Source organism: Nitrososphaera sp. AFS (assembly GCF_009898475.1).
Lineage (GTDB): Archaea > Thermoproteota > Nitrososphaeria > Nitrososphaerales > Nitrososphaeraceae > Nitrosopolaris.
The window spans coordinates 1-5,558 of record NZ_QURE01000132.1 but is presented as its reverse complement, the minus strand read 5'-3'; the positions used below and the strand labels follow the sequence as shown (position 1 = coordinate 5,558).

Below are 5,558 nucleotides of genomic sequence, written 5' to 3'. Positions count from 1 at the left end.
GTAGACATTTGGCAACAGTCCTGCGTTTGCCTCTGATTTCAATAACATCACCTGTAGAAGCACTCAACGAATCCATAGAATCATAGTCAATACGAGCTATTCCACGACCCACATCCCTTGTGTAAGATTCTAGTACCTTCAACGATAAAGTATCATTGCCTTTGCTCATACTAAGATGTACTTCATTTGCATTCAAGCTTTATACACCTTTTGACACTGAAACCATCTACCGCCGTCCAGGAAGGGGCTTTTGAACAGAACAGACCAGATCATATCAACATAAACGATCGGTCATTCGGTCCTTCGAAGCCCAGGGAGTATTTTAGTATATAAGTATATTTGTCGTCTAATTTTCTATAGTACTGGAAAGTGAGAAACATTTAGACAATCTAAAAATGGTTCGTCTATTCTATAGATTGAGCCCAAATATATTCTAGGCAGTAATGAACAGTACCTTGAGATAGTTCGTGCAATGTATTACACCATGTGTGGCGTTATTACGTAGTGTAATGAAACAAATTTATGGTTAAAAGCTCAGTTCGAAATATTATGTCCTAATTTTTGATATCGACAAAAGCAATATACTCATTCATTCCATACTTCCATGTCTATAATAATGTCGTACACTTTGCTATTCGGAAATAATTTTATCCTTGGAAGCCCAAAGTGCATCAAGATTCACGATACAGTTCTTTTTTGCCTAGGCAAGAACAAGCTAGGTCCGTACATAAGCACAGTTATTCACGATACTTCGGGAGCCATCTTAGTTAAGGTTGATAGTAATAGGTGCACTTATTGCCAGGAGAAGCTAATCAACAAATCCAAGGAACCAGAACATATCTTAATAACAAATGCCCACGGTGAAAATATATTAGAGTCACGCATGTTAGACGAAAACACAATACTAGTAAGCGGTATCTTTGGTGTTCAACAATTCATGCTAGTTGCTACACAAAATTACATTGTGATGCCTAGTGGTAAAAAGCTCATGCATGGCAGAATTGATGCACATAATAGCGATATTTCACTTATGGATGACCGAATTCAGCTCGCACGGAAAGATGGCAGTAAAATATGATGCAGGAAAGTAAAGTTCATGGCAAGTTCCTGTGACAGTTATTTACCTGCCCAAAGCTAGCTATCAGATTAAGATTAACATAGTGAGTTAACATTGTTAACTTACCTTTATAGGCCTCTGTGTACATATAAAAATATGTAGAAAATGTCCGGGTTGTGGTGTTACTTTTAGGTATGAAAGAATCTAAGAAAATAGTCTCGGCATTAATAGTCATGGCATTGTTGTTCATGACTTCTTATACTCTATTATTACCAAACAACAGACCACTTTTTGCACAAATAAGGGTATCAAATCATGGAGGAGGCTCCATCATAAGGGAGCAGACATCTATTCAGAACTTTGGTTACAATAGCTCTAATAATAACTATAATAATTATAACAGATCCAGGATACAACAACAAAAGAACTCCTTTGCCCACGTTTTCTTAAGGAACATGACAACGACAAAAGCAGCAATAGCGACAAAGACAGCAACTGACTTTAATACAACTTCCCAACCACGAGCTATGGTAAATCCAAATTACGATTATGGCTATAATTATAGTCGTTCTATTAAGCTTAATGACACCCAACCAGCAGCAACAACGTCAAAAACGATAACAATAACTCCAGAAAATTATGTCAATGTAAGTAAAGAAATTGGAAATGGGGTGCGTATTGCACTGGTAGAACCAACATTTACTGCTGCAGCATATAACAATTCATTCTATGTTTTTTACGCAAGATACAACCATGTGATAGCGAATATGAATGTTACAAGCGACCTGAATCTGTTGTCAAGCAAGGTTAGTATGCATCCAACAATCGCACCAACGACTCAAGTACATTCTGCGTTTGCAATGCTTTCCTTATTGAAAAACCTCAAGCTGATAAGCCCTGATTCGAATATTACTGTCTTAACTGATGCTGATGTGGATAATGGGTCGATTTTCAACAAGGTTGGCACACATGTAAATTCTAAAAGTAATGCATATGATGTAATAATACTTGGACATCACAACAAGAATACAACTATCTAAGGGACTTTGTAGCAGATGGTGGAAGTATGATCCTGTTAGATGGTAATGTCTTTTACGGTCAAGTAATACTGAATCATAACACTAATACGATAACATTTATGAAAGGTCACGGTTGGGCCTTTAATGGTAAATCTGCATGGAAAAGTGTAAGTGAAAGATGGGCCAAAGAAACATCACAATGGGTCGGAAGTAATTATCTCTGCTATACGTGTAACATAAGTTTTGCAAATGACCCATGGGAATATCAACATCATGAGGAACAATATATAACCAATAATAACGATAAAATCTTGATGAACTATAATGCTTCATTAATAAAGTATCCTATACGAACTTTGAGACCTATTATTGCCACTTATGAACTCAATTATCAGAAGGGCAAAGTAATTTCACTTGGCATTTATTCAGATGACATAATAACAAATAAAAAATTCGTCCATTATTTCGATGACCTAGTGTTGCGATATGCATCCCACAAAGAATAATAGTAGAAGTAGTAGCAGGTAGATTGAGAGGAAATTATCCTTTATCAATTCATGTAGATATAATTGCCTACTAATTTAATTTAATAAATTTCATGCAACAAGTGTATAAAGCAAATATTTGAATTACAGAATCAGCATAATGAAAGTTCCTGACCCACAAGTTCCTTCACCCATTATGCCAGTATGACTACCCTTTTCTTATTACATCTAGACAACTGCCTGGAATGCCTAAATGATTATCTTGGATATTATTTTTGACCATTTCTGACTGTGCAGATTAATATTCACGTTTTCTCGAGGCTTATAATTGAGTGAATTTTCTTATCTAAATAGAAACTAATTCTAAATGCTAACTGGGAAGAGAACAGACTCATTTTAAGAATCAAAATATAAGATGGTATTAGGAATAACTCTTAATGGTTATAGATTGCCATGTCCACCTAAACCAATACGAACATACTAACAAGGCCACATTAGAGGAAAGATTACAAATATTACTTGATACGATGAGTAAGTACGGAGTCGATTATTCTCTCATCCTATCATCATTTAGAGTTAATTCAGATAGGCCATCGACTAGTAAAATAATAGAGCTCGTCAAGAAATATGATAACCTTGGTGTAATTGCAGGTTTTTCAATAGACAATCATAGCTATAACGATCTTCAAGATTGCAGACGATGGTTTAAGAATGGCTTCATTAAGGGAATGAAGCTATATTGTGGTTATGAACATTATTTCCCTTATGATAAGCGATATCAACAAGTATATGATTTATGTATAGAATTTAAAGCCCCAGTAATGATTCATACAGGAGACATTTTTTTAAAGCAAGGGAAACTCAGGTTTTCCCATCCAATAAATATAGACGAAGTTGCTGTTGATAACCCAGAATTAAAGATAGTGATGTGTCATTTAGGAAACCCTTGGATCTTAGACTGTCAGGAGGTATTGTATAAGAACAAGAATGTATATGCGGATATATCCGGATTATTCTATGGAGACTATGGGACTAAATCTGAGGAATACGTGTCAAAAAGAATCACAGAGTTATTGAATTACATAGGTGAACCTCGATGTCTTCTATATGGAACTGATTGGCCAATTTCTGACATGGGGTTCTATCAAGAATTTTTCAAAAGGGTGGAACTCAAACCCCTTGACAGAGATCTCATAATGTACAAAAATGCAAAGGTACTATTCGGTGTTTAGTGTAGTGCACTAGCCATTCAACAGATATAATGATCTTTCCAGGAGTTTCTATGTTTATTAGTATTTATAGATCTACACTCAAAGCTCTGGTAGCAGACGTTTCTTATTAACGATCTTGCCAACACGGATGTTTTAGGTAATACTGTGAGACCTTTGCTCTGGATTTACCCATTCGATGAAGCTAGCATAATTCATCGAGCGAACATCCTCCAAATAATTAGGGAGAATTTTAATAAATTTAAAACCGTTATCTAGCTCAAATGAGAGGACGGGATCATGCATCTTACCTGCTATCACTTTGTGAGCATAATCTAATGGAGAGAATTTATCCGCATATTCACAGTAATTGAATAATCTGCCGCCGCCAATCATTCGTTTTAAACCCATGTTGATGGCCAATTGCTTTCTCGCCCCATAAAGAATACTGCCGATTCCCTCATGTCTGTGTTTTGGATGAGTAGATATATCTGCTCCATACAGACTGTCTCCTTTAGGGTTGTGGTTTGTAAACAATCCATTGTTAGTAATTTCCTTCCATGTATGATCTGCAAATTCTGGATGTAGAATAACGATCAGAGTGCTTGCAGAACCAACGATTGTGCCATCTGGTTCAACAGCAACGAATTGTCCTTCAGGGAAAATATTAAGGTGGCTAGTTAGTTCTTCCCTACGCCAGATATTGCCATAGCGTGCCAAATAGGGGAATGATTGCTTCTGCAGATCTACTATTTTTGAAATATCCTCGAATTGAGTATTTCTGATAATCAAATGAGTAGCCTGATGGCTAGAATTTAACATAGGAGTTGTTTCTTATCTATAAATATATACGTTAAGATTGCAACAGACATTAATAACAAAACTAGTAACTATAAAGGCTGCTGAGAGGTAGACAAATAGCTTTGCTTAAAAGAATAAATCCACTGAGAAAATATAAAAATATATAATGGATTTTCAAACCTGCCCAGAAACATAATTCAAACCCAGCACTATTCCAATGTACTGTGGCCTGCCACGGAGGAAAGCATTGGAAAAAAGAAAAAGATAGTACGGTAGACAAATTAAAATCCGCTATTAGCCAACAGCTATGTATTTGTAAACTCGTTTTGCATGACTTTCATTCACTATGAATGAGGACAAGGAGTTCTTGCGAGCCTGTATTTATATATCTACACAAATTGAGGTATTTTGCGATAACTGACTAGCCTTGACGTTTCAATAACAATACTTATATCGCGACTTTAACTTAAACCTAAGTTCTATCTTCTATCAATCCAATATATTTATTGATGCCATGTGTGATCATTTGCATGGGGCAAACGCATCAGGTAGACTTTCTTTTTTCACCGTAGTCCCATGTAGAGAAGTAACTTGGTGTAATCTCCAAAATAACTGAATTTCCATCCTTAACGCTACCCATTAGTGAGGTGGCCATAGGATGTGCGAGGCTTCCTAGATATCTGACCATTATCTTCTCAGCAATAGGTGTGTTATGATTAATATCTTCATGAACTTTGGCTTTTCCCTTGCCTCTGACTCCTTTGTAAGGAAGATTTGGATCATCTACACAAAAATAGACTACATTATTTCTACTCAAATTCGCTACCTTCAGAGAATTTTTGGAAGTTTCAATGTAAAATTTAATGCTTCCAGAGTCAAAATAATACCATGTCGGGTGAATGACCGGGTCGCCTTTAACATCGAGCGTACCAATATGGATATTTAGCTTGCTATTGGCCAAAAAACCCTTTAATTCATGCTCAGTTAA

At 36.0% G+C, this 5,558-nt stretch carries 7 protein-coding genes; 4 read left to right on the top strand and 3 right to left on the bottom strand.

Annotated features, from left to right (window positions below; translation table 11 throughout):
• Positions 1–169, bottom strand: a 169-nt coding sequence (locus tag DYY65_RS11240; RefSeq protein WP_162478051.1) for a hypothetical protein, incomplete at its 3' end; no start/stop codon positions are given.
• 447 nt (positions 170–616) lie between these two features.
• Between DYY65_RS11240 and DYY65_RS11235 the strand changes: the two genes are divergently transcribed.
• The 4 genes from DYY65_RS11235 to DYY65_RS11220 all read left to right on the top strand — a co-directional run bounded on the left by DYY65_RS11235 (position 617) and on the right by DYY65_RS11220 (position 3,793).
• Positions 617–1,078, top strand: coding sequence for a hypothetical protein (locus tag DYY65_RS11235; RefSeq protein ID WP_162478050.1), 462 nt, complete (start codon positions 617–619; stop codon positions 1,076–1,078).
• Positions 1,079–1,251: 173 nt separating this feature from the next.
• Positions 1,252–2,097: a hypothetical protein gene (locus DYY65_RS11230; RefSeq protein WP_162478049.1), complete on the top strand. Its 846-nt coding sequence runs from the start codon at positions 1,252–1,254 to the stop codon at positions 2,095–2,097.
• A 26-nt stretch (positions 2,098–2,123) separates the two neighbouring features.
• Positions 2,124–2,582 (top strand): hypothetical protein, encoded by a 459-nt coding sequence (locus DYY65_RS11225; RefSeq protein ID WP_162478048.1) that lies wholly within the window; start codon positions 2,124–2,126, stop codon positions 2,580–2,582.
• 416 nt (positions 2,583–2,998) lie between these two features.
• Positions 2,999–3,793, top strand: a complete 795-nt coding sequence (locus DYY65_RS11220) for an amidohydrolase family protein (protein ID WP_162478047.1) — start codon at positions 2,999–3,001, stop codon at positions 3,791–3,793.
• 132 nt (positions 3,794–3,925) lie between these two features.
• Here DYY65_RS11220 and DYY65_RS11215 read toward each other — a convergent pair whose 3' ends face one another.
• Together DYY65_RS11215 and DYY65_RS11210 are read right to left on the bottom strand one after the other, a co-directional pair.
• The gene (locus DYY65_RS11215) at positions 3,926–4,591 is read right to left on the bottom strand and encodes a GNAT family N-acetyltransferase (RefSeq protein WP_162478046.1); all 666 of its coding nucleotides are present in this window, start codon (positions 4,589–4,591) and stop codon (positions 3,926–3,928) included.
• A gap of 523 nt (positions 4,592–5,114) precedes the next feature.
• The coding region (locus tag DYY65_RS11210; protein ID WP_162478045.1) for a pyridoxamine 5'-phosphate oxidase family protein at positions 5,115–5,558 on the bottom strand (444 nt) is incomplete at its 5' end.

What these genes read in the sequence shown, in the direction of transcription:
- DYY65_RS11220 (WP_162478047.1), top strand. Translation starts at nt 2,999, where the DNA reads ATGGTTATAGATTGCCATGTCCACCTAAACCAATACGAACATACTAAC.
- DYY65_RS11235 (WP_162478050.1), top strand. Translation starts at nt 617, where the DNA reads ATGTCGTACACTTTGCTATTCGGAAATAATTTTATCCTTGGAAGCCCA.
- DYY65_RS11215 (WP_162478046.1), bottom strand. Translation starts at nt 4,591, where the DNA reads ATGTTAAATTCTAGCCATCAGGCTACTCATTTGATTATCAGAAATACT.
- DYY65_RS11230 (WP_162478049.1), top strand. Translation starts at nt 1,252, where the DNA reads ATGAAAGAATCTAAGAAAATAGTCTCGGCATTAATAGTCATGGCATTG.
- DYY65_RS11225 (WP_162478048.1), top strand. Translation starts at nt 2,124, where the DNA reads ATGATCCTGTTAGATGGTAATGTCTTTTACGGTCAAGTAATACTGAAT.